General features: G+C 61.9%; 28 protein-coding genes. 17 read left to right on the top strand and 11 right to left on the bottom strand.

Features of this window, described 5'->3' with window-relative positions; genetic code table 11:
• The first annotated feature begins 92 nt into the window (after window positions 1-92).
• Window positions 93-1,049, top strand: a complete 957-nt coding sequence (locus tag Q4G24_RS12105; protein WP_303366793.1) for a magnesium transporter CorA family protein — start codon at window positions 93-95, stop codon at window positions 1,047-1,049.
• A 54-nt stretch (window positions 1,050-1,103) separates the two neighbouring features.
• On the opposite strand, the gene Q4G24_RS12100 is transcribed toward Q4G24_RS12105, so the two are convergent.
• Window positions 1,104-1,790, bottom strand: a complete 687-nt coding sequence (locus Q4G24_RS12100) for a DUF1045 domain-containing protein (RefSeq protein ID WP_303366792.1) — start codon at window positions 1,788-1,790, stop codon at window positions 1,104-1,106.
• A 104-nt stretch (window positions 1,791-1,894) separates the two neighbouring features.
• On the opposite strand from Q4G24_RS12100, the gene Q4G24_RS12095 reads away from it, so the two are divergent.
• Window positions 1,895-2,947, top strand: a complete 1,053-nt coding sequence (locus Q4G24_RS12095; RefSeq protein WP_303366791.1) for a DUF475 domain-containing protein — start codon at window positions 1,895-1,897, stop codon at window positions 2,945-2,947.
• Between the two features lie 59 nt (window positions 2,948-3,006).
• Here the strand turns inward: Q4G24_RS12095 and Q4G24_RS12090 are convergent, their stop codons facing one another.
• Complete coding sequence (locus Q4G24_RS12090) at window positions 3,007-3,297, bottom strand: hypothetical protein (protein ID WP_303366790.1); 291 nt, start codon at window positions 3,295-3,297, stop codon at window positions 3,007-3,009.
• A 179-nt stretch (window positions 3,298-3,476) separates the two neighbouring features.
• A complete protein-coding gene (locus Q4G24_RS12085; protein WP_303366789.1) occupies window positions 3,477-3,668 on the bottom strand; it encodes a heavy-metal-associated domain-containing protein in 192 nt (63 codons plus the stop codon).
• 86 nt (window positions 3,669-3,754) lie between these two features.
• Here Q4G24_RS12085 and Q4G24_RS12080 point away from each other — a divergent pair, with 86 nt between their 5' ends.
• The 5 genes from Q4G24_RS12080 (at window position 3,755) to Q4G24_RS12060 (ending at window position 7,520) form a co-directional block, all read left to right on the top strand.
• Window positions 3,755-4,633, top strand: a complete 879-nt coding sequence (locus Q4G24_RS12080) for a DMT family transporter (protein ID WP_303366788.1) — start codon at window positions 3,755-3,757, stop codon at window positions 4,631-4,633.
• Window positions 4,634-4,674: 41 nt separating this feature from the next.
• Window positions 4,675-6,474, top strand: a complete 1,800-nt coding sequence (gene lepA / locus Q4G24_RS12075) for a translation elongation factor 4 (protein WP_303366787.1) — start codon at window positions 4,675-4,677, stop codon at window positions 6,472-6,474.
• A gap of 71 nt (window positions 6,475-6,545) precedes the next feature.
• Window positions 6,546-6,860: a TraR/DksA C4-type zinc finger protein gene (locus Q4G24_RS12070; RefSeq protein ID WP_303366786.1), complete on the top strand. Its 315-nt coding sequence runs from the start codon at window positions 6,546-6,548 to the stop codon at window positions 6,858-6,860.
• A gap of 34 nt (window positions 6,861-6,894) precedes the next feature.
• Window positions 6,895-7,200, top strand: a complete 306-nt coding sequence (locus Q4G24_RS12065; protein ID WP_303366785.1) for a hypothetical protein — start codon at window positions 6,895-6,897, stop codon at window positions 7,198-7,200.
• 128 nt (window positions 7,201-7,328) lie between these two features.
• Window positions 7,329-7,520, top strand: coding sequence for a hypothetical protein (locus Q4G24_RS12060; protein ID WP_303366784.1), 192 nt, complete (start codon window positions 7,329-7,331; stop codon window positions 7,518-7,520).
• 21 nt (window positions 7,521-7,541) lie between these two features.
• On the opposite strand, the gene Q4G24_RS12055 is transcribed toward Q4G24_RS12060, so the two are convergent.
• The gene (locus Q4G24_RS12055) at window positions 7,542-8,297 is read right to left on the bottom strand and encodes an alpha/beta fold hydrolase (RefSeq protein WP_303366783.1); all 756 of its coding nucleotides are present in this window, start codon (window positions 8,295-8,297) and stop codon (window positions 7,542-7,544) included.
• Window positions 8,298-8,375: 78 nt separating this feature from the next.
• On the opposite strand from Q4G24_RS12055, the gene Q4G24_RS12050 reads away from it, so the two are divergent.
• On the top strand, window positions 8,376-8,759 hold the full coding sequence (locus tag Q4G24_RS12050) for a hypothetical protein (RefSeq protein ID WP_303366782.1): 384 nt from the start codon (window positions 8,376-8,378) through the stop codon (window positions 8,757-8,759).
• Between the two features lie 123 nt (window positions 8,760-8,882).
• Here Q4G24_RS12050 and glyA read toward each other — a convergent pair whose 3' ends face one another.
• The gene (glyA, locus tag Q4G24_RS12045; RefSeq protein ID WP_303366781.1) at window positions 8,883-10,166 is read right to left on the bottom strand and encodes a serine hydroxymethyltransferase; all 1,284 of its coding nucleotides are present in this window, start codon (window positions 10,164-10,166) and stop codon (window positions 8,883-8,885) included.
• Window positions 10,167-10,271: 105 nt separating this feature from the next.
• On the opposite strand from glyA, the gene Q4G24_RS12040 reads away from it, so the two are divergent.
• On the top strand, window positions 10,272-11,024 hold the full coding sequence (locus Q4G24_RS12040) for an NAD kinase (RefSeq protein WP_303366780.1): 753 nt from the start codon (window positions 10,272-10,274) through the stop codon (window positions 11,022-11,024).
• Here Q4G24_RS12040 and pepN read toward each other — a convergent pair.
• Window positions 11,021-13,558 (bottom strand): aminopeptidase N, encoded by a 2,538-nt coding sequence (gene pepN / locus Q4G24_RS12035; protein ID WP_303366779.1) that lies wholly within the window; start codon window positions 13,556-13,558, stop codon window positions 11,021-11,023. The two genes, Q4G24_RS12040 and pepN, sit on opposite strands and share 4 nt — an antisense overlap.
• A 140-nt stretch (window positions 13,559-13,698) precedes the next feature.
• Here pepN and Q4G24_RS12030 point away from each other — a divergent pair, with 140 nt between their 5' ends.
• The 3 genes from Q4G24_RS12030 (at window position 13,699) to Q4G24_RS12020 (ending at window position 17,700) form a co-directional block, all read left to right on the top strand.
• Window positions 13,699-14,400, top strand: coding sequence for a hypothetical protein (locus Q4G24_RS12030; protein ID WP_303366778.1), 702 nt, complete (start codon window positions 13,699-13,701; stop codon window positions 14,398-14,400).
• A 141-nt stretch (window positions 14,401-14,541) separates the two neighbouring features.
• Complete coding sequence (locus tag Q4G24_RS12025; RefSeq protein ID WP_303366777.1) at window positions 14,542-16,116, top strand: Re/Si-specific NAD(P)(+) transhydrogenase subunit alpha; 1,575 nt, start codon at window positions 14,542-14,544, stop codon at window positions 16,114-16,116.
• Window positions 16,117-16,161: 45 nt separating this feature from the next.
• Entirely contained in the window at window positions 16,162-17,700 is a 1,539-nt protein-coding gene (locus Q4G24_RS12020; RefSeq protein WP_303366835.1) for an NAD(P)(+) transhydrogenase (Re/Si-specific) subunit beta, read from the top strand.
• A gap of 45 nt (window positions 17,701-17,745) precedes the next feature.
• Here Q4G24_RS12020 and Q4G24_RS12015 read toward each other — a convergent pair whose 3' ends face one another.
• The 5 genes from Q4G24_RS12015 to Q4G24_RS11995 all read right to left on the bottom strand — a co-directional run bounded on the left by Q4G24_RS12015 (window position 17,746) and on the right by Q4G24_RS11995 (window position 22,994).
• Window positions 17,746-18,669 (bottom strand): NAD-dependent epimerase/dehydratase family protein, encoded by a 924-nt coding sequence (locus Q4G24_RS12015; RefSeq protein WP_303366776.1) that lies wholly within the window; start codon window positions 18,667-18,669, stop codon window positions 17,746-17,748.
• Window positions 18,656-20,071, bottom strand: a complete 1,416-nt coding sequence (locus Q4G24_RS12010; RefSeq protein ID WP_303366775.1) for a mannose-1-phosphate guanylyltransferase/mannose-6-phosphate isomerase — start codon at window positions 20,069-20,071, stop codon at window positions 18,656-18,658. Before Q4G24_RS12010 ends, Q4G24_RS12015 begins: the two co-directional genes overlap by 14 nt.
• Entirely contained in the window at window positions 20,068-21,135 is a 1,068-nt protein-coding gene (gene gmd / locus Q4G24_RS12005; protein ID WP_303366774.1) for a GDP-mannose 4,6-dehydratase, read from the bottom strand. The genes Q4G24_RS12010 and gmd overlap by 4 nt, the downstream gene beginning before the upstream one ends.
• Complete coding sequence (locus tag Q4G24_RS12000; RefSeq protein ID WP_303366773.1) at window positions 21,132-22,307, bottom strand: DegT/DnrJ/EryC1/StrS aminotransferase family protein; 1,176 nt, start codon at window positions 22,305-22,307, stop codon at window positions 21,132-21,134. Before Q4G24_RS12000 ends, gmd begins: the two co-directional genes overlap by 4 nt.
• Before the next feature lie 129 nt (window positions 22,308-22,436).
• The gene (locus Q4G24_RS11995; protein WP_303366772.1) at window positions 22,437-22,994 is read right to left on the bottom strand and encodes a DUF882 domain-containing protein; all 558 of its coding nucleotides are present in this window, start codon (window positions 22,992-22,994) and stop codon (window positions 22,437-22,439) included.
• On the opposite strand from Q4G24_RS11995, the gene Q4G24_RS11990 reads away from it, so the two are divergent.
• From Q4G24_RS11990 to Q4G24_RS11970, 5 genes are all read left to right on the top strand, one after another.
• Window positions 22,993-23,307 (top strand): hypothetical protein, encoded by a 315-nt coding sequence (locus tag Q4G24_RS11990; RefSeq protein ID WP_303366771.1) that lies wholly within the window; start codon window positions 22,993-22,995, stop codon window positions 23,305-23,307. The genes Q4G24_RS11995 and Q4G24_RS11990 overlap by 2 nt on opposite strands.
• Complete coding sequence (locus tag Q4G24_RS11985) at window positions 23,304-24,887, top strand: murein L,D-transpeptidase (protein ID WP_303366770.1); 1,584 nt, start codon at window positions 23,304-23,306, stop codon at window positions 24,885-24,887. The genes Q4G24_RS11990 and Q4G24_RS11985 overlap by 4 nt, the downstream gene beginning before the upstream one ends.
• Window positions 24,888-24,912: 25 nt before the next feature.
• On the top strand, window positions 24,913-26,004 hold the full coding sequence (lpxD, locus tag Q4G24_RS11980; protein ID WP_303366769.1) for a UDP-3-O-(3-hydroxymyristoyl)glucosamine N-acyltransferase: 1,092 nt from the start codon (window positions 24,913-24,915) through the stop codon (window positions 26,002-26,004).
• A 16-nt stretch (window positions 26,005-26,020) separates the two neighbouring features.
• Window positions 26,021-26,284 (top strand): acyl carrier protein, encoded by a 264-nt coding sequence (locus Q4G24_RS11975; protein WP_303366768.1) that lies wholly within the window; start codon window positions 26,021-26,023, stop codon window positions 26,282-26,284.
• A gap of 131 nt (window positions 26,285-26,415) precedes the next feature.
• On the top strand, window positions 26,416-26,807 hold a 392-nt coding region (locus tag Q4G24_RS11970; RefSeq protein WP_303366834.1), incomplete at its 3' end, for a beta-ketoacyl synthase N-terminal-like domain-containing protein.

Here is a 26,807-nt window from a genome sequence, read left to right as displayed (position 1 = left end):
GAAGGGCGGCACTTGGGGCCGCCCTTTGCTTTGTGTGGGCTTGACGACCTGACTGCAGCAGTCCACCACAGGCAAAACGCCGGAGCTTGCCCATGCTGAACGCCTATCGCGCCTTGCCCAGCGGCGTGACGCCCTTGCCTACTGGCGCGGATCTGGCGCAGGCGCAATGGATCGACCTTTATCGCCCGCTGTCCAGCCAGACCGATGCGGTCGAGGCTTTGGGGCTGGCGGTCCCGACTCTTGCAGATATGGAAGAAATCGAGATTTCCAACCGGCTTTATCAAGAAAACGGCGTCTATTACATGACCATCGTGCTGCCGGGTGAGACGCCCGAGGGGCAGACCGTTGCCGCGCCTGTCACCTTTATTCTGGCCCCGGATCGGCTGGTGACGGTGCGCCACCATGCACCGCGCCCGTTCAGCACTTTTCCGTCCCGTGCCGATCGCGGCACCGCAGGTTGCGGCACCGTGAACCGGCTGTTTCTGTCGCTGATCGAGGAAATCATCTCGCGCCTCGCCGATATTCTGGAAGCCGTGGGCCGGGTTCTGGATGAGATCACCCAGCGTCTGTTCGAAGGCCGCACGGACGACCGTGGCGCGATGCTGCAAAAGACGCTGGAGCATGTGGGCCAGAAGGGGGATGTTCTGGCCCGTATCCGCCTGGGACTTTTATCGGTGGAACGGCTTTTGTCGTTTTACAACACCGCGGAAACCGGAACTGAGGCAGCGCGGCTGAAACCCATCATCAAGGCGCATCTGCGGGATATTCAGGCGCTGGAGGTTCATGCCGATTTTCTGGCTGGACGGGTGACGCTGGCGGTTGATGCGACGCTGGGTCTTATCAGTCTGCGGCAGAACGATACGGTGCGGATTCTGTCGGTGGTGACGGCGCTGTTCCTGCCGCCGACGCTGATTGCCTCGACCTATGGCATGAACTTTGACAAGATGCCGGAATTGCACTGGGAATGGGGTTATCCCTATGCGCTTGGGCTGATGCTGGCCAGCGCCGTCGGCACCTGGCTGGTGCTGAAATGGAAGAAATGGATGTGAAGGCTGCTGCGCAGCCTGGCCTCCGGCGGGGATATTTAGGGACAAAAGATGTGGTCAGCCCGCGCCCAGCGGGACACGCAGCAGGTGCCGGAACAGCCCATCGCTGCCTTCAGCGACCAGCGCGATCTCGGTGATCGGCTGCAGGTCGGGCAAAAGGGGGGCCAGATGCTGCACCAGAATAGCGCGGGTATGGTCGCGTTGTGGCTGCGGGACCGGGCCGGTCAGCGTCAGGTGAAAGCGGAACTGGTCATGGGTGAAAGGGTAGCCCCATTGCATCAGCAATTCGCGCTGACGGGGGGGCAGGCGATCCGGGGTGCGGCGGGCAAGGTCGGCCTCCGTCAGCGGAGCGCAGAACGGATCAAGGTCTTCGGCCAGCCGTTGTTGCAGCATGTTCAGCGCGATGCTGTCCTGTTGCGGGGTCAGAGCCAGAAACCCGGCCAGATCCGTCAGCCGTAACCCGCCGGGCAGGTCAAACCGGGCGATGCCGGCGCAGATTTCCCGCAGGCGCTCGGTCAGAGCCTCAGCCGTGGTGTTCGGGGCCAGCCGAAACGGCGCTTTCAGTGTTGCGTGAAAGCCGTATTTGCGGGCGCTGGCGGATAGGTCGTGTGCGGGCAGCGGCAGGGCCGGGGCGGGCTGCGGGCGGCCATTGTTCAGATCCCAGCCCAGCCATTGTGCCCCGAACCGGGCCAGAGGGCTGTCCTGCGGTGGCAGCCAGTAAATCGCATAGCGGGTGATCTGCATGGGCATTATCCTGAAAGGGCTTGCGCAATCTGCCAGCCGTGCCGTGGCTTGTGAAGGCCCGTCTGCCGGATTATCTGGGGCGGGAAGCGCAAAGGAAAGCGATCATGCCCGGTATCCTGCACTATATGAAATGGCCCTTTATTGTCACGATTGCCGGGCTGGTGCTGTCGGCCTTTATCGGCTGGGAATATTCGCGCAGCCTTGGCGGGATGCTGTCTTTCCTGATGATCGCCGCGGTGCTGGCGGTGCTGGAAATCTCGCTGTCGTTCGATAATGCCATCGTCAATGCCAACAAGCTGAAAACCATGTCGCCGGTCTGGCAGCAGAGGTTCCTGACTTGGGGTATTCTGATTGCCGTATTCGGGATGCGGATTCTGTTTCCGCTGCTGATCGTGGTGATTGCGGCGCAGATCGGCCCCATCGAGGCAGTCATTCTGGCGGCGACGCAACCCGCCGAATATGCGCATCTGGTCGAATCGGCGCATCTGTCGATCGCGGCCTTTGGCGGGTCGTTCCTGATGTTGGTGGCGCTGAGCTTTTTCTTCGATCAGTCCAAGGATGTGGACTGGATCGGCGCACTTGAGCGCTACCTGCGCAGCGCCGGCTCGGTGCGCGGGGCCGAGGTCGGTTTCGTGCTGATCTGCGTGCTGATCTTTGTCTGGTTGTTGCCGGTGCGGGACGAGGCGACCTTCATGTTCGCCGCGATGTGGGGCATCGTGACCTTTCTGGCGGTGGATGGGCTGGGTGCGGTTCTGGATCGCTGGGGCGGCGGCGAAGCCAGCCATAGCGCGGCCAAGGCCGGACTTGGCGGGTTCCTGTATCTTGAAGTGCTGGATGCGTCTTTTAGTTTCGATGGGGTGATCGGGGCCTTTGCACTGACGCAGAACCTGTTTCTGATTGCCATTGGTCTTGGCATCGGGGCGATGTATGTGCGCTCCATGACCGTGATGCTGGTCGAGAAAGGCACGCTGGCCGAGTTCCGTTTTCTGGAACATGGCGCGTTCTGGTCGATCCTGATTCTGTCTTTGGTGATGTTTGCCCAAACCATGTGGACCATCCCCGAGGTCGTCACCGGGCTGATCGGGGCCTGTGTGATCGGGTTTTCGCTGTTTTCCTCGATCCGCTGGCGGCGGTTGCATGGCCATCACGCGGATTGAGAGGCGCGAAAATCAAGATATGAAAAAGCCCGGTCCGGCCGGGCTTTTTCATGTCACCGTCAGCGGCTGCAATAGGCTTCGGCCGTAGAGGTGAAGTTCTTGTAACGCGCCCAAAAAGCGTTGTCAGAATCGCTTTTCGACATGCGCACCTGCTGCGCGGCGTCGGCGTCGCGGAAGAATCCGGCAGCACGGCGCTGGTCGGTGCGGGAAAGCGTCATGTTCGCTACCTGCTGCACGCAGCCGCAAAGCTGGACGTTGCGCGCACCGCGTTCTGAACGCACGCAGGCGCTGTCAATCGGGCCAGCAACGGCAAAAGGCGTTGTCAGCACAAGTGCGGCGACCGCGATCATGGCACGGTTCATCATCTTGCTGTCTCCTCGGTTCTCTGCCCGGCGGGGGCGGGTTCACCCGTCTTGTTCCGCCTGATTACCGCAAAAACGTATCAGAATCGTTAACCGCACTCAATCAACTGAGGGGCCGCAACTTATGGGCGGCGGCAGGGCGCCGACCGCCTGATCTTGTGCCGCCGTCAATCGGCCAGCGGCACCGGGGTGTAACCTTCGGCGCGAATCACCTCTGCGGCTTGCTCGGGCGAAAGGCCCGTGACCTCGACCTGATGGCTGGCCAGATCGGCGCGGGCCTCGCCCCCCGCGACTGCGATGGCCTTTTCGATCGCCGCGGTGCAATGGCCGCAGGTCATATCCTCAACAGTAAAGCGCATGTCTTGTCCTTTCGCTTGACGCCATGCGGGCGCTTCTGCACTAGATTTGAGGTCAGCAGAAGCCGGGTTCAAGCAGAGGGCGAAAATTGGATAATCTTCGTGCCTCGGGTTTGATGGTTGCCGCGATGCTGCTGTTCGCGCTTGAGGATATGTGCATCAAGCTGCTGTCTCAGGGATTGCCGGTGGGGCAGGTGCTGCTGACCGTCGGGGTGATGGGGTTTGCGATTTTCTGGACCCGGCTGCGGATGCAGGGGGGACGGTTGCTGACCCGCGATCTGCTGCAAAAGCACGTCATTATCCGCAGCTTTGGCGAGTTGATCGGCACCATGGGCTTTGTCACGGCACTGGCACTGACCGAGATTTCCTCGGCTTCGGCGATCCTGCAGGCGTTGCCGCTGGCGATCACGCTGGGCGCGGCGATTTTCCTTGGCGAAAGCGTGGGCTGGCGGCGCTGGCTGGCGATCGGGGCAGGGTTTGTCGGGGTGCTGTTTGTGGTCAAACCGGGCCTGTCGGGCTTTGACGCCAATTCGCTTTGGGCGGTGTTGGGGGTGATCGGGCTTGGCACCCGCGATCTGGCGACGCGGCGGGTGCCGCGGCATATCCCGTCGGATCAGCTTTCTTCGCTGGCCTGGCTGACGCTGATTCCGGCCGGGCTGCTGCTGGATGTGCTGTTCAACAGTGTGCCGGTGCTGCCGGATCTGGCCGAAATGGGGCTTTTTCTGGCCGCGATCCTGTTTGGCGTCGTCGCCTATACGATGCTGGTCACGGCCACGCGTGAAGGCGATGCCTCGGTGATTGCGCCGTTTCGCTATTCGCGGCTGGTCTTTGCGATGCTGATTGGTGTGGTGGTCTTTGCCGAGCGGCCCGATGCGCTGACCCTCTTGGGGGCGGCGATCATTGCCGGGGCCGGTGGTTTCTCGATGTGGCGCGAGGCCCGGCTGCGCCGCAGGGCAAGTCGCGCGTAATCCCCCTTTTCCGGTGCGCAAAGCACCTGTATAGCCAGCCTATGACCCAGCTTGACCTGATCCGCAATTTCTCGATCGTGGCCCATATCGACCACGGCAAATCCACCCTCGCAGACCGGCTCATCCAGATGACCGGCACCGTGGCCGAGCGCGATATGAAATCGCAACTGCTCGATGCTATGGATATTGAACGCGAGCGGGGCATTACTATCAAGGCCAATACCGTGCGGATTGAATATCCGGCCAAGGATGGCCAGACCTATATTCTGAACCTGATCGACACGCCGGGCCATGTTGACTTTGCTTATGAAGTCAGCCGTTCGATGCGCGCGGTCGAGGGTTCTTTGCTGGTCGTCGATGCCACCCAAGGGGTCGAGGCACAGACTCTGGCCAATGTTTATCAGGCGATTGATGCGGGTCACGAGATCGTTCCGGTTCTGAATAAGATCGACCTGCCCGCCGCGGAACCTGACCGGGTAAAGGAGCAGATCGAGGACGTGATCGGCATTGATGCATCCGATGCGGTTCCGATTTCCGCAAAAACCGGGCTTGGTATTCCTGATGTGCTGGAAGCCATTGTCACCCGTTTGCCCGCGCCGGCGGGTGATCGTAATGCGCCGTTAAAAGCCATGCTGGTTGATAGCTGGTATGATGCCTATTTAGGCGTTGTGGTTATGATCCGTGTCATGGATGGCGTTATTAAAAAAGGCGACCGCATCAAGATGATGCAGACCGGAGCCGTTTACGGGATCGACAAGCTGGCCGTGCTGAAGCCGCAAATGGTCGATATTGCAGAACTCGGTCCGGGTGAAATCGGCGTTTTTACCGCCTCGATCAAACAAGTGCGCGATACCCGCGTGGGGGATACGATCACGCATGAGAAAAAAGGCACCGATACACCCCTGCCTGGCTTTAAGCCTGCGCAGCCGGTGGTTTTCTGTGGACTGTTCCCGGTGGATGCTAATGATTTTGATGCGTTGCGGGATGCGATTGAAAAACTGGCGCTGAATGATGCGTCCTTTAGCTATGAAATGGAAACTTCGGCCGCGCTGGGCTTTGGATTCCGCTGCGGTTTTCTTGGGCTTTTGCACCTCGAAGTGATCCGCGACCGGCTGGAGCGCGAATATGATCTGGATTTGATTACTACCGCGCCTTCGGTGGTGTTCAAGCTGTATATGCGCGATGGTGAAGTGCGGGAATTGCATAACCCCGCCGATATGCCCGACCTGACCCATGTCGATCATATCGAGGAGCCGCGCATCAAGGCGACGATCATGGTGCCGGACGAATATTTGGGTGATGTTCTTAAACTTTGTCAGGACCGGCGCGGGATTCAGCTTGATCTGACCTATGCCGGGACGCGGGCAATGGTGGTTTATGACTTGCCGCTGGCCGAAGTGGTTTTCGATTTCTACGACCGGCTGAAATCCGTGACCAAAGGCTATGCCAGCTTTGATTATCAGATCAGCGAATATCGTGAAGATAATCTGGTGAAAATGTCGATTCTGGTGAATGATGAACCTGTGGACGCGCTGTCGATCATGGTTCACCGTGACCGTGCCGAGGCGCGCGGTCGGGTTATGGTCGAAAAACTGAAAGAGCTGATCCCGCGACATATGTTCAAAATCCCGATTCAGGCCGCAATTGGCGGGCGGGTGATTGCGCGTGAAACCTTGGCAGCTTTGCGCAAGGATGTGACGGCCAAATGTTATGGCGGCGATGCGACACGCAAAAAGAAGCTGCTGGAAAAACAAAAGGCCGGTAAGAAAAAGATGCGCCAATTCGGCAAGGTCGAGATTCCGCAAAGCGCGTTTATTTCGGCTTTGAAGATGGATAGCTGACGGGCCGCTCGGATGCCCTTGCGCTTCGTGCAATTTACGATCAGTCTGAACGTCTGAATCAGGAGGACAACATGACCCCCGCACAAGCCAAGGATATTCTGGCGGCGCGTCGCGCAGAGCTTATCGCACAGATCGCGGAAATCGAGGATCAACTGGATGATCCGGTTCCGCAGGACTGGGAAGATGCCGCGCAAGAGCGGCAGGACGATGAGGTTCTGTCGGCTCTTGGCAATGCCGATCAAACCGAGATTCGCCGTATCGACGCCGCTCTGAACCGTATTGATGAGGGTGAATACGGGTTCTGTGTGCAATGCGGGGCCGAGGTGGCCGCTGAGCGGCTCGAATTGCTGCCCGACACGCCCTTCTGCGCGAATTGCGCCCGCTAATCTTTTCTTAACCTTTGGCTGCTATGCCAAGGGCATGAAAGTGATTCTGACTCTCCTCCTTTTGGCCCTCGCAGCCTGCGCCTCGCCCTCACCCGATCTGATGGGGGCGGGGGATCGCTCTGTGACGGAAGGCGGCATCCGCTTTTCTGTCTTTCAAAAGGGCAACCGGGCGCAAGTTATCCGGCACGGCTGGTTGCCCCCGGCAGAACGACGAAAGGTGCCTACGCTGATGGTGCAGGCCGCAGAAAGGGCGACAGGCTGCGGCGTGGTTCCCTATAGTTTCTCGACCCGTATTCCGGGGGATACGGGCGTGGCGGATATGCGGCTGGATTGTGGCTGACGGGTGCGGCGGCCTGCCGCAGCTTTGTCGAGGTATAATCTGACACGGATCAAAGACGTGCCTACCATTGGGGTGGTTATCTGTCCGGGTCGGGCATTACGCCTGCGGTCGAGATGAAAGGAAATCTGATGAGCCGTCTTTTCCTGCTGTTGCTGACGCTTTCGGTTGGCACGCTTGCCGGTGTCGGTGTGATTATTGCGCTGGTGATGGGGCATTATAATGCGACGGGGATTATCGCAGGCGCGGCCATCGGTGCGGTGTTGGCCTTGCCAGTGACATGGATCGTGGCGAAAAAGATCGAAGAAGCCGGAGAGGCATAAGTCTCGGGGCTTTTTGTTTGCTTAGGTCAGGAAGCCCGCCACCAGATCTGCGACCTCGGCGGGTTTCTCGGCATGCAGCCAATGGCCAAGGTCAGGCATCCGGGTGATTTGCGCTTGCGGGAAATGCTGGCGGATGATGCTGTCATATTCGGGCCGCACATAATCCGATGCGCTGCCCGCTAGAAACAGAGCGGGTCCGTCGAACCGTTTGTCGCCAAGCGGGGGGTAGCTGGTGAGCTGGTCCATCTGATCGGCCAAGACCTGAAGGTTCATTTTCCAGCGCGGTGGTTCGGCCTTCAGGTCCAGCGATTGCAGCAGAAAGGCGCGGGTGCCGGGGTCTTGGATGGCGGCGGCCAGTCGCGTGTCGGCCTCGGATCGGCGGGTCAGGTTGGCCAGATCCATGTCACGCATGGCATTCAGCACGCGGTTCTGATCGTGCGCATAGGCGACCGGCGCAATGTCCATAATCACCAGTCTGTTGACCATTTCGGGTCTGGTCAGGGCCAGCCACATTGCCGCCTTTCCGCCCATTGAGTGACCGACAATATCGGCCTGACCGCCCTGCGCCGCGATTACCTCGGCCAGATCAGCGGCAAGATCGGGGTAATCATGCGCCGGGTCACGAAAGCTGTCGCCGTGATTGCGCATGTCGACCGAGATTGCCCGATGTGTTCCAGCCAGCCGCCGTGCGATTCCGCCAAGGTTCTTGCCCGAGCCGAACAGCCCATGCACCAGAATGACAGGGCGCCCGGCGCCGGTTTCGGTAAATGCCAGCATCACATTTCCTTTTGCCTGCTGCCCGATCTCTAGCGTGACAGGGCGGTAAAGACTAGCTTGGCGATGGAAGGAATGGCGATGAATATAGATGATATTCGCCGCATGGCGGATGATATTGCGGGGCTGATGCTGGGACGCTTTGGCGGGCTTCGCAAGGATGAGGTGTTGAGCTTGCCGGTCATGCTGCGCAGGCGTGGCGGGGCTTTGCCGGCGCGGGAACGGCGGGCGGCGCAGCTTTTAGCGCGGGCTTATGCGCGGACAGCGCAGCCTAAAGTTGCGCATCAGATTGATTTTAAAGGGGCTGAGGCGGCCTATCAACGATTGCAAGCCTATCTGGCCCCGATGGGGCGCGAGCAGCACTGGAAGCGTGGCTGGGCCAGAAACCTTGCCAGTTTCAGCTTCGGCCTGATGATCGTGGCGGCGCTGTTTCTGTGGATTCTGATCTGGCGCGGGCTGGTTTAGGGGCCTGTTGTGATAAGCGGCATTGCCAGCGAGGTGGTGACGAAGCTGACATGAATCGCTCCTGGGGCGCAACTCTTATGCGCCGCATGGAAAAGGCCCCGGCGTGAACCGGGGCCGCAAGTCTTACATTCCGGCGTAAAGCGGGAAGCGGGCGCAAAGCGCCTGCACTTCGGCTGCGACCTTGGTTTCGACCTCGGCGTTGCCTTCGTCACCATGGGCGGCCAGCCCGTCCACGACCTCGACGATCCAGCGGGCGATCTGGCGGAACTCATCCTCTTTGAAGCCGCGGGTGGTGCCTGCCGGGGCGCCAAGGCGGATGCCGCTGGTCACGAAGGGTTTTTCCGGGTCAAATGGCACGCCGTTCTTGTTGCAGGTGATATGTGCCCGGCCCAAAGCGGCCTCGGCAGCCTTGCCGGTCACGCCTTTTGGGCGCAGGTCAGCAAGGCAAAGGTGGTTGTCCGTGCCGCCCGACACGATGTCGATGCCGCCCTTCATCAGCTCGTCGGCCATGGCCTGCGCGTTCTTGACCACCTGTGCGGCGTAATCCTTGAAGGATGGGTCCAGCGCCTCGCGGAAGGCTACGGCCTTGGCGGCAATGACATGCATCAGCGGGCCACCTTGCAGACCGGGGAAAACGGCCGAGTTGATCTTTTTTGCAATCTCGGCGTCATTGGTCAGCACCATGCCGCCACGCGGGCCGCGCAGGGATTTATGCGTGGTGGTGGTCACAACATGCGCGTGCGGGATGGGTGAGGGATGCACACCGCCCGCAACCAGCCCGGCGATATGGGCCATATCGACCATCAGATAGGCCCCGACCTCATCCGCGATGGCGCGGAAGGCTGCCCAATCCCACACGCGGCTATAGGCGGTGCCGCCTGCGACGATCAGTTTCGGCTTATGTGCCAGTGCCTTGGCGCGGATGTCATCCATATCCAGCAGTTGATCCTGCTGGCGCACGCCATAAGATACGACGTTGAACCACTTGCCCGACATATTCACCGGCGAGCCATGGGTCAGGTGTCCGCCCGAGTTCAGATCCAGCCCCATGAACGTGTCGCCCGGCTGCAACAGCGCCAGAAACACCGCCTGATTCATCTGCGAGCCGGAATTGGGCTGGACGTTGGCAAAGCCGCAGTTGAACAGTTCCTTGGCGCGTTCGATTGCCAGGGTTTCGGCAATGTCGACATACTGGCAGCCGCCATAATACCGCTTGCCCGGATAACCTTCGGCATATTTGTTCGTCAGAACAGAGCCTTGCGCCTGCAACACAGCCTTGGAGACGATGTTTTCCGATGCGATCAGCTCGATCTCGTCGCGCTGGCGGCCAAGTTCCTTGCCGATGGCGTCAAAGATTTCCGGGTCGCGGGTCGAGAGGTCTTCGGTGAAAAAGCCGTTCTGGGTCATAGCGGTCCTCATAGATGGGCGTGGCGGTGGTTTAGCCGGTTTTGACGCGGGGGCAAAGTGGCGATTGCGCTTGCGCCTTGCCGCAGGCTGGCCATGATGGCGAGCATGACACGGATGCATTTTATTTCCAGCCGGACGCAGATTGCGCAGGATGCGCGGGCAACGCTGATTGCGCGTTACGGTCAGGTGCCTTTGGCGCAGGCGCAGGTGATCGTGGCGCTTGGTGGTGACGGGTTGATGCTGGATACCATGCACCAGAACCGCAACCTGCCGATTTACGGGATGAATCGCGGCACGGTCGGTTTCCTGATGAACGAATATGCCGAGGACGACCTGCCTGCGCGAATTGCCGCAGCCGAGGAAACCGTGACCAATCCGCTGTCGATGGTTGCCTGTTCTGTCGATGGGCATGAGCATTGCGCGCTGGCCATAAACGAGGTCAGCCTGCTGCGGGCCGGGGCGCAGGCGGCCAAGCTGCGGATCAGCGTCAATGGCCGGGTGCGCATGGACGAATTGACCTGTGACGGGGCGCTTTTATCTACGGCTGCGGGGTCCACGGCCTATAATTATTCGGCAGGCGGGCCGATCTTGCCGCTTGGATCGGATGTGCTGGCGCTGACGGCGATTGCGGCATTCCGGCCCCGGCGCTGGCGCGGGGCGATTTTGCCAAAGGGCGCACAGGTGCGGTTCGACGTGCTGGAGCCGGAAAAGCGTCCGGTCATGGCCGATGCTGACAGCCGCGAGGTGCGATCTGTTCTTTGGGTCGAAATCAAATCCGAGGCGAGCATCGCGCACCGGCTGCTGTTTGACCCCGATCACGGGCTGGACGAGCGGCTGATGCGCGAGCAGTTCACTTAGATTTCGCGCATTTTCCCGATCATTTCTGACAGGTTGCGGCTGATGCCGGGCAGGGCGGCGATGCGGTCCAGTGCCCGTTGCGCGGCTTTGCGACGGGTTGCGTCATAGCGGGGCCAGACCTCGAACGCGCCGGACATGCGGGCGGCAATCTGCGGGTTCAGCGGGTCCAGCCGCATCAGCCAGTCGGCGGTGAAATCATAGCCTGCGCCATCCGCGGCATGAAACGCCGCATGGTTGCCTGCCAGCCCACCGATCAGGGCGCGGAAACGGTTGGGGTTCTTCCAGTCGAAATCCGGCCGCGCTGCCAGATCGCGGGCCACCGCCACCGCGCGGGCCGGGTCGGCCAGCATCGGTTGCAGGGTGAAAAACTTGTCCATCACCAGACGGTTATCGCGGAAGCGCGCCTCGAAATCGGCCAGCGCGGCATCGGCCTTGTTGTGGCGGATCAGCACCGACAGCGCCCCTTGCCGCTCGGTCATGTTGTCGGCGCTGTCGTAAAGCGCCTGCGCCCTTACGCCGCCATCCAGCCGGGTCAGCAGCGACAGAACCGCCAGCCGCAAGGCGCGTTTGCCCGCAGGCGCGGCATCCGGGCGGTAATCCCCGGCAACGGCCATCGCGTCGTAAAGCGTGGTCAGGCTGCGTTCATGGGCGCGGGCCAGCGCATCGGCCAGCGTGTCTCGCGCGGCGTGGATGGCGTCGGGGTCCGGGGTCATGCCCCGCGCGGCCATTTCGGCGGCGATTTCATCATCGGGCGGCAGGCGCAGGCACAGCGCGGTAAAGGCCGGGTCGCGGGTTGCATTATCCAGCAGCCCGCCAATCGCAGCGATATATCCCGCGCTGTCGCCGCCGGGTATCAGCGCCTCGACGGCCAGATCATGTCCGGCCTCCCACCGCGCGAATGGGTCGGTGTCATGGGCCAGCAGATGCGCCCGCGCGGCATTGTCGATCTGCCGCGTCACCGTGACCGGGGCGGAAAAGCCGCGCAACAGCGAGACGACGGGCCGTGCGCCAAGCCCTTCAAAGCTGAAACTTTGCGTGGCTTCGGTCATTTCCAGCACGGTGGTGGGCAGAACCTCGCCGCCGTTCGGGCCTATCAGGCCAAGCGCGATCGGGATCACGCGGGCGGGTTTGTCGGGCTGGCCCGGCGTGGGCGCGGTGTCCTGACGGAAATGCAGGGTCAGGCGGCCCGAATCCCACTCCTCGGTCATGGTCAGGCGTGGGGTGCCGGCGTCTGTATACCAGCGGCTGAACTGGTCAAGGTCGCGGCCGGTGGCATCCTCAAAGACCTTCAGCCAGTCTTCGATGGTGCAGGCTTGCCCGTCATGGCGGGTGAAATACAGATCCAGCGCCCGCGCATAGCCGTCATTCCCGACCAGCCGTTTCAGCATCCCGATAACCTCGGCGCCTTTCTCATAGACGGTGGTGGTGTAGAAATTGTTGATTTCCTGGTAGTGGTCGGGCCGGGGCGGATGCGCCAGCGGGCCTGCATCCTCGCGGAACTGGCGGGCGCGCAGGGTAATGACGTCCTCGATCCGCTTGACCGCGGCGCTGCGCATATCGCTGGTGAACTGCTGGTCGCGGAACACCGTCAGCCCTTCTTTCAGGCAAAGCTGAAACCAGTCGCGGCAGGTGATGCGGTTGCCGGTCCAGTTGTGGAAATATTCATGCGCGATAACAGCCTCGATCCGCTCGAAATCCGAATCGGTGGCGGTTTCCGGGCTCGCAAGCACCAGCTTGCTGTTGAAAATGTTCAGCCCCTTGTTCTCCATCGCCCCCATGTTGAAATCATCGACGGCCACGATGTTGAACACGTCCAGATCATATTCGCGCCCGTAAACATCTTCATCCCATTGCATCGAGCGGGTCAGCGCCCCCATGGCGAAACCGGCGCGGTCCTCGTCGCCGGGGCGAACCCAGATGTTCAGGTCCACGACGCGCCCGCTGCGGGTGGTGAAGGTGTCATGGATATTGCGCAGATCACCGGCGACCAGCGCAAACAGATAGGCGGGTTTGGGCCACGGGTCATCCCAAACCGCCAGCGTTCCCGGCACCGGATTGCCGTTGGACAGTTGCACCGGCATGTCGGAACGGATCGTCACCCGGAACGGAGCCATCACATCGGGGCGGTCGGGATACCAGGTGATATGGCGGAAGCCCTCGGCCTCGCATTGAGTGCAATAGATGCCGCCGGACATATACAGCCCCTCGCAGGCGGTGTTGGCGGCGGGATTGATCTGCACCTCTGCGGCAAAGGTGAAGGGCGCGTCGGGCAGGGCGGCGGCGCGGATGGTCAGGGTCTCATCGGTCTGGACCAGATGCGCGGGGTCGATGGGCTGGCCGTCGATCAGCAGGCTGCGGGTGTCCAGCCCGACGCCGTTCAGCACCAGATCGGCGGTGCCTTGCGGCACCAGATCCAGCTCGGACCGCACCCGTGTCGCCGCCGGGTCCAGCGTGAAATCCAGCCGCGTGGCGGTCAGGGTGAACGGCCAGGGGCGGTAATCGGCAAGGCGAAAGCTGGTGCTGTTTTGGGTCATGGTATTTCCGCAAGAAAAAATGTGGCAGGCCGGGAACTTGTTTGGTTGTTCAAGTGTTAGGCGCTTGACGGACGGGCCGCAAGGCGCGGGACCGCCAGTGGATGCTGGCCCCGTCACCGTAACTGAACTGGAGGACGCCGATGGCGCATTATGATCCCAACGACCCGAATCGGTCGAACAGCAATGATCCCAACAACACCTATGTCGAGCCGGTAGAAAAGCGCGCGTCGCCGCTGCCGCTGATTATCGGGATCGTGATTGCGCTGGCGCTGGCTTATTTCGTGGCGCAAAAGTTCATGGGCGGTGAAACCACCACGGCGACCGAGACGGACACCACCACGGTGACGACCGAAGCTCCGGCTGAGGCTGCCGCGACGACGGAAGCGGCTGCGGAAACCGCTGCGGAAGCTGTGGAAACGGCTGTTCAGGACGCTGCGCAAGCTGCCGATCAGGCCGCGACCGAGGCGCATCAGGCCGCCGATCAGGCTGTTGAGGCTGCGGGCGAGGCCGCCACGGCCGTGGGTGAGGCCGCAACCGATGCCGCCGAGCGTGCGCAGCAGGCCGCCGGTCAGGCCGCCGAAGCCGCGTCTTCGGCTGCTGACAGTGCCGCTGAAGCCGTCAGCACCGCTGGTCAGGCGGCGGGCAATGTCGTGAACCAGACCGTCAATTCGGCAGCCCAAGGTGCCGCGGATGCGGCCCGTGCCGCTGGTCAGGCGGCTGACAGCGCAGCCGATGCGGCGGCGGATGCTGCCGAGGCTGCGGCTTCGGCTGTTGAAAATGCCGTTGATGATGCGGCTGCGGCCGTGTCGGTCGAGCCGGCTGCGCCCGCGACCTCGAACTGATTGGTTCGTTCTTTGACTGACGCCGCGCAGGGTTTCTCTGCGCGGCGTTTTCGTTCGCGGACGCGCCCGGTCAGGCTTGTGAAGTTTCACACCGGGGTGCTAGACAATCCCCGACTGTGAACCAGACGGGGGATTGGCTGAATGAAAATCGGCGCCTTGAAGGAAGTGCAGGACGGCGAAGCGCGGGTGGCAATCACTCCGGCTTCGGCGGCGCATCTGCAAAAACTGGGGCATCAGCCCTTTGTGCAATCGGGCGCGGGTGTCGCGGCGGGTTTCTCGGACGAAGATTACCGCAAGGCCGGGGTCGAGGTTCTGCCCGATGCGCAAAGCCTGACTGATGGCGTCGATGTGGTCGCCAAGGTCCGCCCACCGGAACCGGCTGAATTGGACCGGATGCACGCTGGCCAGACGCTGATTTCGCATTTCTACCCGGCGCAGAATGCCGATTTGCTGGAACAGGCTCGCGCCAAAGGTGTGACGGCCATCGCCATGGATATGGTGCCGCGGATCAGCCGGGCGCAGAAAATGGATGCGCTGTCGTCCATGGCCAACATCGCCGGTTATCGCGCGGTGATCGAGGCGGCGAACAATTTCGGCCGCTTTTTCACCGGGCAGGTGACGGCGGCGGGCAAGGTGCCGCCAGCCAAGGTGCTGATCGTCGGCGCAGGTGTTGCCGGTCTGGCCGCCATTGGCGCGGCGACCAGCCTTGGTGCGCAGGTCTATGCCTTTGACGTGCGCCCAGAAGTGGCCGAACAGATTGAATCCATGGGCGCCGAGTTCGTTTTCCTTGATTTCAAGGAAAGCCAGCAGGACGGGGCCGCGACTGGCGGCTATGCCGCACCCTCCAGCCCCGAGTTCCGCGAAAAGCAGCTTGAAAAGTTCCGCGAGCTTGCGCCGCAAATGGACATCGTGATTACCACGGCGCTGATTCCGGGCCGCGATGCGCCGGTGCTGTGGACCGCCGATATGGTCGCTGCGATGAAGCCGGGCAGCGTGATCGTGGACCTTGCCGCTGAAAAGGGTGGCAATTGCGAGCTGACCCAGAAAGACCAGCGCATCGTCACCGATAATGGCGTTATCATTATCGGTTATACGGACTTCCCGTCGCGGATGGCTGCGCAAGCCTCTGAATTGTATGGCAATAACGTCCGTCACTTCATGGCTGATCTGACGCCGGGCAAGGATGGCGTCATCAATCAGAACATGGAAGATGATGTCATCCGGGGCGCGACTGTGACCCATGACGGCGCGATCACCTTCCCGCCGCCACCGCCGAAAGTGGCGGCCATCGCGGCACAAAAGCCCAAGGACAAGCCGCGCGAGCTGACCCCCGAGGAACGTCGCGCACAAGAAGCCGCCGCGTTCAAGGCGCAGACGAAATCGCAGGTCACGCTGCTGGTTGCGGGCGCAGTGCTGATGCTGATTGTCGGGGCCTTTGCGCCGGCCAGCTTCCTTCAGCATTTCATTGTGTTCGTGCTGTCGGTGTTCATCGGCTTCCAGGTGATCTGGAACGTCAGCCACAGCCTGCATACGCCACTGATGGCGATTACCAACGCGATTTCCTCGATCATCATTGTGGGAGCGCTGATGCAGATTGGCTCCGGCTCGTGGCTGGTGCTGATTCTGGCGGCGCTGTCGGTGCTGATGGCGGGCATCAATATCTTTGGCGGCTTTCTGGTCACGCGCCGGATGCTGGCCATGTTCCAGAAATCGTAAGGGGCTGAACACATGGAAAAGGTTTTTCATCCCATGGATCAGTTCATGGTTTCGGGCGCGGCGCATAGCGTGGGGGCCTGTGGGCTGACCACTGCGGCCTATGTGGTTGCGGCGGTTCTGTTCATCCTGTCGCTTGGCGGGCTGTCGGGGCAGGAAAGCGCGAAACGCGCGGTCTGGTATGGCATTGCCGGCATGGCGCTGGCGGTGGTCGCCACGCTGATCGGGCCGGGCGCGGGCAACTGGTTCCTGTCGCTGGTGATGATCGCCATTGGCGGTGTGATCGGCTGGTTCGTGGCCAAGCGCGTGCAAATGACCGAGATGCCGCAGCTTGTCGCTGCCATGCACTCTCTGGTTGGCCTGGCAGCGGTTTTTGTCGGTTTCAACGCGCAGTTTGAACTGTCCAAGCTGACCCGTGCGCTGCATGATCTGATCCCGCAGGGTCGGATGGGTGATACGCCGATTGATGTGGTCATGCAGCGCGTCGCGGATGCGCAGGCATATCTGAGCAATCTCAAGGGGTTCGCCGCGCTTCTGGCGCAGAAAACCCCGGCGGAACTGGCGATGCTGCGGGTTGAGGTCGCCTTGGGTGTGTTCATCGGTGCCGTGACCTTTACCGGCTCGATCGTGGCCTTTGGCAAGCTGGCGGGCCGGATCGACGGCAAGCCGAAAAAGCTGCCGGGCGGGCATATGCTGAACGCCGGTGCCGCTGCGCTGTCGCTGATCTTTGCGATCCTGTATTGCGCGAATGTCGGCTCGCCGGTGCTGTGGCTGGTGCTGATCTGCCTGTTGGCGTTTTTCATCGGCTATCACCTGATTATGGGCATTGGTGGTGCGGATATGCCGGTGGTGGTGTCGATGCTGAACAGCTATTCCGGCTGGGCGGCGGCGATGATCGGCTTTACCCTGTCGAACGATCTGCTGATCGTGGTCGGGGCGCTGGTCGGGTCTTCGGGCGCGATCCTGTCCTATATCATGTGCAAGGCGATGAACCGGAACTTTGTTTCGGTGATCCTTGGCGGCTTTGGCGGTGAGGCTGGCCCCGCAATGGAGATCGAGGGCGAACAAATCGCCATCGACGCCGAGGGCGTGGCGCAGGCGCTGAATGATGCTGATGAGGTCATCATCGTGCCGGGTTACGGCATGGCCGTGGCGCAGGCGCAGCAATCCGTGTCGGAGCTGACCCGCAAACTGCGGGCCAAGGGCAAGAACGTGCGTTTTGCCATCCACCCGGTCGCGGGCCGTTTGCCCGGCCATATGAACGTGCTGCTGGCCGAGGCCAAGGTGCCATATGACATCGTTCTGGAAATGGATGAGATCAACGACGACTTCCCGAATACGGATGTGGTGATCGTCATTGGTTCGAACGACATCGTGAATCCGGCTGCGCAGGAAGATCCCAACAGCCCCATCGCCGGGATGCCGGTGCTGGAGGTCTGGAAGGCCAAGCAGGTGTTCGTGTCCAAGCGCGGGCAGGGGACCGGCTATTCCGGGATCGAAAACCCGTTGTTCTATAAGGACAATACCCGGATGTTCTATGGTGACGCCAAGAAATCCATCGACGCGCTGCTGCCGCTGATCGACTGATTTTTCGGTGATATGACAGGCGGGCGGTCCCTTGGGGCCGCCCGTTTACGTTTGCAGCCGTGCGCGCGCTGCCGTTAGTGTGACCCTCAGCGCGGGGATCAGATTATCGGGCGGTGCCCATCCGTGACGCCGCGCCAGCGACGAATCCATCAATTTTTGCGCCATGCCTTCGGGGCGGGTCAGGTCATGGGTAAAGCGCCCCTGCCAACCCGCCAGATCTGCAATCATCTGGTAATATTCATTGACGCTGTAATCGCGGCCAAAGCCGGTGTTCATCAGCGGCGGCAAGGTTTCCAGCCGGGGCAAGCTGTCCAGAATGAAACCCGCCAGATCATCCGCGAACAGAAACTCGCGCCGGGCGGTGCCGCTGCTCCAGATGTCGATAACTGGTCCGGCGGTCAGAACCTTGGTGATAATCGCTGCGATCAGATGCGCCGAGGTGCTGCCGAAATGGTCGTCGATCCCGAACAGGTTGCAGGGGATCAGGCTGCGCCAATGCCGGTCGGGGTATTGCCCGGCAATGGCCTGCACCAGCCGAAGGGCGGCAATTTTCGACAGCGCATAGCCTTCGTTCGTGGGTTCCAGAGGCGCGGCCATCAGGTCGGTTTCGACCAGTGGCTGCCGGTAATTGCGCGGATAGATGCAGCTTGAACCGAGATTCAGCAGCCGCGTAACTCCGGCCTGATGCGCCCCCATCAGAACGCCGTGGTTCAGCGCGATGTTCTCTGCCAGAAACCCGGTCGGGTCGGCAATATTGGCAGCGATTCCGCCCACTTTCGCAGCGGCATGGATCAGCGTATCGACCTGGTGATCGCCCAGCCATTCCGCCACCCGGCGCGGGTCGGCCAGGTCCAGATCAGCGCGGCGCGGCGCAAGGATGGGGATGCCGCGCGTCTCGGCCTGCCGCAGCACGGCGCGACCGACCAGCCCGGTGCCGCCGGTCAGGGCGATGCGGTCAGGGGCGGGCATAGATGTCCTCATATCGGGTGATGTCGTCCTCACCCAGATAGCCGCCGGTCTGCACCTCGATCAGAACCATTGGCAGCTTGCCGGGGTTTTCCAGCCGGTGTTTTGCCCCAAGTGGGATATAGACCGACTGGTTTTCCGTCAGCACATGGGTCGCATCATCCAGCGTCACCCGCGCGGTGCCGCTGACCACGATCCAATGTTCGGCCCGGTGCAGGTGGCTTTGCAGCGACAGGATTCCACCCGGTTTGACCACGATACGCTTGACCTGAAACCGATCTGACAGCGCCAGCGTTTCAAACCAGCCCCAAGGGCGGTGATCGCGGCGGAAGCTCTCGGATTGCCGAATATTATTTGCTTTCATCGTTTTGACCGCAGCGCCGACCTGCTGCGCGCGGGATTTATCCGCCACCAGCACCGCGTCCGAGGTGGCCACCACCACCAGATTTTCCAGCCCGATGCCGACGATCTGCGTGTCGGCATCCTCTGATCGCAGCAGCACATCGCGGCAATCCTGCGCCTGCGCCGGGCCTTGTGTGACCACGCCTGCCGCATCTGGCGCAGCCGCCAGTCCTTCGCGCCAGACCGCATCCCAGCCGCCAAGGTCTGACCAATGGCCCGCATAGCGCACCACCGACAAGTTTGCCGCCTTTTCCATCACCGCATAGTCGATGGACAGATCCGGCAGCTTTTCCCATGCGGGTGCATCCAGCCGGATAAAGCCAAGGTCGCGGCGCGATGCCTTCATCGCCGCCAGAACCGGCCCCATGTAATCGGCGGCCAGATCGCGGAAAGCGTCCAGCATGACCTGCGCCTTGAACAGAAAAATCCCGGCGTTCCACAAGAAACTGCCCTGTTCCAGCATCCATTGCGCGGTGTCCGTATCAGGCTTTTCGACGAAACGGCGCAAGGGGGCGATGTCGCCAAGACCGGCAGGTTCCAAATAGCCATAGCCGGTTTCCGCCCGCGTCGGCTGGATGCCAAAGGTCACGATCTGACCGCGCCGGGCCTCATCCGCACCGCGTAAGACGGCGGCATTAAACGCATCCGGGTCGTTCATGGCATGATCCGAGGGTGCAATCAGCACCAGCGATTCCGGGTCACGCGCGGCGGCGTAAAGGGCGGCGACCAGCACCGCAGGGGCGGTATTGCGCGGCGCCGGTTCGATCAGCACATCGGCGGGGGTAATGCCAATGGCACCAAGCTGTTCGGTGGCAATAAAGCGGAAATCCTCATGCGTCAGCACCAGCGGCTTGCCATATTGCGGTGCGGACAGACGCAGGGCAGATTGCTGAAACAGCGATAAATCACCCGCAATCTGACCAAACTGCTTGGGAAAACTGCGTCGCGACACGGGCCAGAGGCGGGTGCCGGAACCGCCCGCCAAAAGAACCGGGGTCATCATTCACTGACCCCATAGGCACGGCGGGCAAGGCGCTCGGTTTCCAAAAGGCGGCGGTCCTCGGCCACCATCTCTGCGACCAGATCAGCAAAGCTGGTGCGATGCGACCAACCCAATTCGCGCCGCGCCTTGGCCGGATCACCCAGCAGCAGCGGCACTTCGGTCGGGCGGAAATAGACGGGATCAATGCGGATCAGCACCCGGCCCGTGTCCGCATCCATGCCGGTTTCATCGACGCCCGTGCCTTGCCATTCCAGACGGGTGCCGGCGGCGGCAAAGGCGGCCTTGGCAAAATCGCGGACGGAATGGGTCTCGCCCGTGGCCAGCACAAAATCATCGGGGCGGTCATGTTGCAGGATCGCCCACATGCCTTCGACATAATCCCGCGCATGGCCCCAGTCGCGCTGCGCATCCAGATTGCCGAGGTAAAGCGTATCTTGCAGCCCCAAACCAATCGCCGCCACCGCGCGGGTGATCTTGCGGGTGACAAAGGTTTCACCGCGCAGCGGGCTTTCGTGGTTGAACAGGATGCCATTGGCGGCGAACATCCCGTAAGCCTCGCGGTAATTCACCGTCACCCAGTAGGCGTAAAGTTTCGCCGCCGCATAGGGGCTGCGCGGGCGGAACGGGGTGTTTTCATCCTGCGGGGCGGGGGCGTCGCCGTAAAGCTCGGATGTGGACGCCTGATAAAACCGCGTTTCCGTCAGCCCGGCCAGCCGGATCGCTTCCAGCAGGCGCAGCGCACCAAGCGCGTCGGAATTGGCAGTATATTCCGGCATATCGAAACTGACCCGGACATGGCTTTGTGCGGCGAGGTTGTAAACCTCATCCGGGCGGATTTCGGTGACGCTTCGGATCAGTGCGGTGGCGTCGGTCATGTCGCCGTAATGCAGATGAAAGCGGCTGCCGGAATGGGGGTCGATCGACAGATGATCAATGCGCCCGGTATTGAAACTGGACGAACGGCGCTTGATGCCATGAACCTCATAGCCCTTGGCCAGAAGGAACTCGGCCAGATAGGCGCCATCCTGCCCGGTTACGCCTGTTATCAATGCCTTACGGGTCATGGCTTTGCCTTTCGGACAGTTTCGACGACCTCGCGCAGACGGGTCAGTTGCGGGCCAAGCGGCAGATGGCCGTTGCCGGTGAACAGCCCTTGCCGATCAATGGTTTCAGCGGCGGGCAAGGGGCTGGCGACGGTATGGTCCAGCTTGCTAATGACGGGGTTGTTCAGGAAATTGCCTGCGACGATAGGGCGGGTCTCGATGTCAGCAGCGGTCAGCGCCCGAACCAGATCGCCGCGGCGGTCTGCCAGCCCTTCGCGCAGGGTCAGGGCAAAGCCGAACCACGACGATTCGCCGGTTTCCTGCTGAATCGTCACATCCTCACAATCGGAAAAGAGGTCACGGAAGATCGCGGCATTGCGGCGGCGCTTCACGATAAAATCAGGCAGTTTGCGCAACTGTTCCTGTCCGGTCGCACCCTCCAGCTCCAGTGGACGCAGGTTATAGCCGGGCAGGGCAAAGCGGAACTGGCGGATGAATGGATCGGGGTCGGGGGCCAGATGGCTGCCCTCGGGCTGTTCGCGGGTCCAGCCATGCGCCCGCAAGGACAGGATGGTATCGCGCAAGCGGCGGTCGGGGGTGGCAATCAGCCCGCCTTCCATCGTGCAGATATGATGCGAGAAAAACGTCGAAAACGTCCCGGCAAAGCCGAATGTCCCGGTCTGGCGGCCTGCCAGCGTGGCACCCATGGATTCGCAGTTGTCCTCCAGCAGCAGGATGCCGTGGCGGTCACAGATCTCGCGCAGGCGGATCAGCTCGGCGGGGTTGCCCAGCAGGTTCACCGCCAGAATTGCGCGGGTGCGGGGGGTTATGGCGGCCTCGGCCAGTGCTGGGTCAATGTTCAGCGTGGCCGGGTCGATGTCCACGAAACGCAGCCGCAAGCCCATCTGTGAAACCGGGAAATAGGTCGTGGACCAACTGACGGCCGGCACGATCACCTCATCCCCCTGCCGCCAGTCCAGATCAGGGTGCCAGAAACAGCCTGCCAGCATCAGCAGATTCGCCGCCGAGCCGGACGAGGCCATCAGCACATGCGGACTGTTCAGATATGCTGCGAAATCGGTTTCAAACCGCGCGACCTCTGGTCCCATCGTGTGCCGGGTGCTGGCGATGACGCGGGCCATGGCCTGCGCTTCGGCATCGTCCCAAGTCGGGCTGGCCAGAGGGTAAAACATCATATGCCTGTCAGCGGTTTGCGTTATCACAGGCTTAGACAAAAGCCGCGCCGGGGTAAACGATCCAGAACGCAAAAGGCCCGCCGCGATGCGACAGGCCCTTCAGCAGATCGCCCGGACGGCCGGGGATCAGACGCCCCAGGTGCGGACAGCACCGCAATCCATATGGACAAAGTTCGAGCGGCTGTATTTGCCGACCCCGCCACCAGCGCAGGACACCGCCGCGCGGAACATCTGGTTCACCGAGCGCGACTTCAGCCGCATATCGGCAGCCATGCCCTGAATATGCAGCGAGTTGCGGGCTACGCCGCGGGTATTGCGCGACAGCATTTGATTGGTCTGCGCCGAACGATAGCCCGACAGCATCATATAGGGTTCGTTGGTTTGCAGCAGCCGGTGCGAAGCAGCGGCGATGTCGATGGTGTTCGGGTTGATGCCGCGCACCTGACCCGTGCGCCAGTCGCGCATGAAGTAGTTAATCTCGTTCAGCGATTCACGAATGTATTTGCCATCAACCCAGTAAACCGTGTCGATGCTTTCGCCAGTGCGCGGGTTATACATCGCAATGCGACGCACATCACCGGCACCGCGCCGGATGCCAAACGCATTGGCTGAATATGGGGCGGCAGCAACAGCCGTTGCCGCGAAGATGCCCAGAACGCCGCGGCGGGAAATGTCGAGAGTCATGTCAGATCGCCTGTCCTGTTTTTTGTCGCCGCCCGTTCGCGGCAAGCTCGGGTTTAACCTGAACTCGTTAAGAATATGTCACCAGCTTGGCACGATCGCAGCAATTAAGTTCCCGGCATGGCGCAAATCCGCCAGTATCGGCGGATTTTTGCCGCTTCCGGGTGCGGCGTGGGGGTATTGTTGCCGCCTGTGGTCAACAGGCCGCGCGTCAAGCGACAAAATTGTCGCAAGCGCGGGCAGCGCTGGCATTGTGGGTCGCGCTGTGCGAATCAGCCATATCAAACAAGAAAAACGAATCGGTGCAGGAATATGAGCAGAATCATCCGGGGCGTCGTTGCGGTGCTGGCGCTGTCGGCGCCGGTTGCGGCCCTTGCCGGGCCAAAGCTGGATTTTGATGAATTCGAATGGGCTTTGGCGCAAAACGTCGCTGCTGATCCTGGGTTGGCGGCATTTTATGGTGCAAACGGCCTGCGCCCGATTTTCGAGGGGGTGGATGGTGCGGCCCGGCGTCAGGCGCTGGTTCAGGCCGTGGCATCGGCACCGGCGCATGGGCTGCCGGTCAGCCGTTACAGCCTGCCTGCCGCACCTGCGGCAACCGACGCCGCCGCTCGCGCCAGAGCAGAGGCGCAGGAAGCGCGTGCCGCCGCCCGCTGGATGCGTGACCTGACCGGCGGCGTGGTGGACCCGCAGCGCGTTGATCCCGGCATCAAGCGCGAGGTCAGGCGCCCGCCGCTGGACGGGATGCTGCGTGATTTCATCGCCTCGGACGATCCGGTGGGCTATCTGACCGGGCTTGGCCCGAAAGACCCGCGTTATGCGCAATTGCAGGCGGCACTTGGAGCAAAGGCCGGGCTGGTCGCCCCCGCAGATGCGCCGCTGGCGCCCGAGGTGCTGCTGCGTCCCGGCGAAAGCAGCCCACAGGTGGCCGATCTTCGGGCGCGTCTGGCTAGCATCGGCTTTACGGCCGACAGTCCCGATCCGCAGCTTTACGATCAGCCGTTGCGTGATGCGGTTGCGGCCTATCAGCAGGCGGCAGGCCTGGCCGCCGATGGGATCAGCGGCCCGGCGACGGCGCGGCGGCTGAACGGCGGCTTTGACCGCAGCCAGCGCGGCATCCTGCTGGCGTTGGAGCGGATGCGCTGGATGGGGGATGCCGACCCGATGGCGCGGCAGGTTTGGGTGAATATCCCCGAGTTCAAGACCCAGATTCTGGATGGCGGACAGCAGGTTTTCGACACGCGCGTCGTGGTCGGCAAGGTCGATGAGGAATTGCAGACGCCCGAGTTCTCGGATCTGATGGAATATGTCGTGGTCAACCCGCGCTGGAACGTGCCGCGCTCGATCACGGTGCGGGAATACCTGCCGCGGCTCAAGGCGAACCGCAACGCGGTCAGCCATATCGACATCGTGGACAGCCGGGGCCGCAAGATCGACCGCAGCAGCATCGACTTTTCCAAATATACCGAGGCCAACTTTCCCTATCGGATGCAGCAGCAGCCCAGCGATGATAATGCGCTTGGGATCGTCAAGTTCATCTTTCCGAACCCGTGGAACATCTATCTGCACGACACACCGTCCAAAGGGCTGTTTTCGCACAACAGCCGCGCCTATTCGCATGGCTGCGTGCGGGTGGGCGACCCCGTGGATCTTGCGACACAGCTTTTGTCGCGCCAGACAGACAACCCGCGCGGCATGTTCGACCGGGCGCTGGCGGGGGGCAACGAACGCTGGCTGAAACTGGACCCGCCCTTGCCGGTGCATCTGGTCTATTTCACCACCTTCCCCGATGAGACCGGGCGGTTGCGGACCTATCCCGACATTTACAACCGGGACGGCAAGCTGTGGCAGGCGCTGAGCCGCGCCGGGCTGGAAAGCGGCGGCGCCGAAGGGTAAACCTGTCCTGAATAGGGAGATAACCATGACCCTGACCATTGCTGAACTTGCGCGTGCGCTGGATGCCCGCGCCTGGGGGGAAACCGACCTGCCGGTGACGGGCGCGGCCGAGCCGTCTGACGCGGACGAGGGGGTGATCGCGCTGGCGATGGCCCCGAAATATGCCGAGGCGCTGAAATCTGGCAGTATTGCCATTCTGGCTGAGGGTATGGACCCGCAGGCTTACGGGCTGCGGGCGGCGATTTTCGCACCGCGTCCGCGGCTGGTGATGGCCGGGCTGACCCGCGCCTTTGATCCCGGCGCGGATCTTGGCGTGATCAGTGGTGTGCATCCGACAGCGGTGATCGACGAGACTGCGCAAATTGGGGAAGGCGCGGTGATCGGGCCTTTTGCGGTGATCGGCGCAGGGGTGCGGATCGGTGCCCGCGCCCGCATTGCTACCGGCGTCAGCATCGGCCGCGACAGCCGCATCGGGGATGATGTGACGCTGCTGGCCGGGGCGCGGCTGGCGCATGGGATGGTGCTGGGGCATCGGGTCTGGATCAACCCCGGCGCGATTATCGGTGCGGATGGCCATTCTTTCGTAACCCCTGAAAAATCCGGGGTCGAGGACATCCGCGAAACCCTGGGGGAACGCGCCGAGATCCGCCAGCAAAGCTGGACCCGCATCCACAGCCTCGGCGGGGTTGAGCTTGGCGATGACGTGGAAATCGGGGCCAATGCCACCGTGGATCGCGGCACCGTCCGCGCGACCCGGATCGGCGCAGGCACCAAGATCGACAACCTGAACCACATTGGCCACAACGTTCAGATCGGCCGCGACTGTCTGTTCGCCGGACAGTGCGGGGTGGCAGGCTCGACCCGGATCGGGGACCGGGTGGTGCTTGGCGGGCAATGCGGCGTGTCGGACAACATCTTTATCGGTGACGATGTGATCGCCGGCGGGGCCAGCAAAATCTATACCAATGTGCCGGCTGGCCGGGTCATCCTTGGCAGCCCTGCGGTCAAGATGGAAACGCAGGTCACAGCGCAGAAAAATATCCGCCGCCTGCCGCGCCTGTTCGAGCAAGTGGCGCGCCTTCAGGAAACTGTTACAAAACTGATGGATAAGACCTGACAGGCCGGAGGTTCCCATGACCCAAGACATCAAGACCCGCATCCGGGAAATCATTGCCGAACAGGCGATGCTGGACCCCGAACAGATCACCGACGAGGCAACGCCTGCCGATTTGGGCATCGACAGCCTCGGGCTGGTCGAATCGATCTTTGCGATCGAGGAGGCGTTCGACATCTCGATTCCTTTCAACGCCAATGACCCCGAGGCATCCGAATTTGACATCTCGGATATGGGCAAGATCATCGCCGCTGTCGAAAAGCTGGTGGCTGAAAAAGCATGAGTCCCAAGAAAACCAAGGGCGATAAGGTCGAAAAGGCCACGAAAAAGGCGCGTAAATCCGATCCCGTTGTACAGGGCAACCCGCCTGCGGCACCCGCCTATGTTGCCCCGCCGGTCGCTGCGGCCTCGGGGCTGCGGCGGGTGGCAATCACCGGGGCGGGAACGATCAACGCGCTCGGGCTTGATGTGGCCTCGACCTTTGCCGCCTTCCGCGAGGGGCGCTGCGGCATCACCGATCTGGACTTTCGCGATGTGGACCGGCTGGCGGTGCGCATCGGTGGGCAGGTTCACGGCTGGGTGCCAGAGGATCACTTTAACCGCCAGCAATGCCTGCTCTATGACAAGTTCACGCAGTTCACGCTGCTGGCTGCGAAACAGGCGGTGGCCCAGTCGGGCCTGTCCTTCGCGGGCGAATTGGGCTTATGCTCGGGCGTGGTGCTTGGCACCGCGGCGGGGGGCATGAACACCTGGGACGAAAATTACCGCACCGTGTTCGAGGAAGGGAAGAACCGCGTTCACCCCTT

It is taken from the genome of Paracoccus sp. (in: a-proteobacteria) (genome assembly GCF_030538695.1).
Lineage (GTDB): Bacteria > Pseudomonadota > Alphaproteobacteria > Rhodobacterales > Rhodobacteraceae > Paracoccus.
Note: the sequence above shows the minus strand (reverse complement) of the source record. Positions and strands in the feature narration are given on the sequence as shown.